Annotated in this window: 1 protein-coding gene; it reads right to left on the bottom strand. The window is 47.0% G+C overall.

The annotated features are described in order from the left end of the window. A partial coding sequence (tuf, locus tag FTW16_RS23555; RefSeq protein WP_016783752.1) for an elongation factor Tu occupies positions 1-1177 on the bottom strand: 1177 nt, incomplete at both ends.

Raw genomic sequence — 1177 nt, 5'->3', positions numbered from 1 at the left:
AAGATTTTAGCTACAACACCAGCACCAACTGTACGGCCACCTTCGCGGATTGCGAAACGTAGACCTTCGTCCATTGCGATTGGAGCGATTAGCTCAACAGTCATTTGAACGTTGTCACCTGGCATTACCATTTCTACGCCTTCTGGTAGAGTGATGTCGCCTGTTACGTCAGTTGTACGGAAGTAGAACTGTGGACGGTAACCTTTGAAGAAAGGAGTGTGACGGCCGCCTTCGTCTTTAGAAAGTACGTATACTTCAGACTCAAACTTAGTGTGTGGGTTGATAGAACCTTTCGCAGAAAGTACTTGACCACGTTCAACGTCATCACGCTTAGTACCACGTAGAAGTGCACCAACGTTCTCACCTGCACGACCTTCGTCAAGCAGTTTACGGAACATTTCAACACCAGTACAAGTAGTAAGAGTAGTCTCTTTGATACCAACGATTTCTACTTCGTCACCTACACGTAGGATACCGCGCTCGATACGACCAGTTACAACAGTACCACGACCTTGGATTGAGAATACATCTTCAATTGGTAGTAGGAACGGTTGGTCAACTGCACGCTCTGGCTCAGGGATGTAAGAATCTAGTGCTTCTGCAAGCTCAACGATCTTGTCTTCCCACTGCTTCTCGCCGTTTAGTGCGCCAAGTGCAGAACCTTGGATAACTGGTAGGTCATCACCTGGGAAGTCGTATTCAGAAAGAAGTTCACGAACTTCCATCTCAACTAGCTCAAGTAGCTCTTCGTCATCAACCATGTCACATTTGTTCATGAATACGATGATGTAAGGGATACCAACTTGACGACCAAGTAGGATGTGCTCACGAGTTTGAGGCATAGGGCCGTCAGTCGCAGCAACAACTAGGATACCGCCGTCCATTTGTGCAGCACCAGTGATCATGTTTTTAACATAATCCGCGTGTCCTGGACAGTCTACGTGTGCGTAGTGACGTGCTGGAGTGTCGTACTCAACGTGAGAAGTTGCGATTGTGATACCGCGCTCACGCTCTTCTGGAGCGTTATCGATAGATGCGAAATCTTTAGCAACACCGCCGTATACTTTTGCAAGAGTAGTACAGATAGCAGCAGTTAGAGTTGTTTTACCGTGGTCAACGTGGCCGATAGTACCAACGTTTACGTGCGGTTTCGTACGTTCAAATTTTTCTTTAGACA

Source organism: Vibrio sp. T20 (assembly GCF_007858795.1).
GTDB lineage: Bacteria > Pseudomonadota > Gammaproteobacteria > Enterobacterales > Vibrionaceae > Vibrio > Vibrio satsumensis.
Note: the sequence above shows the minus strand (reverse complement) of the source record. Positions and strands in the feature narration are given on the sequence as shown.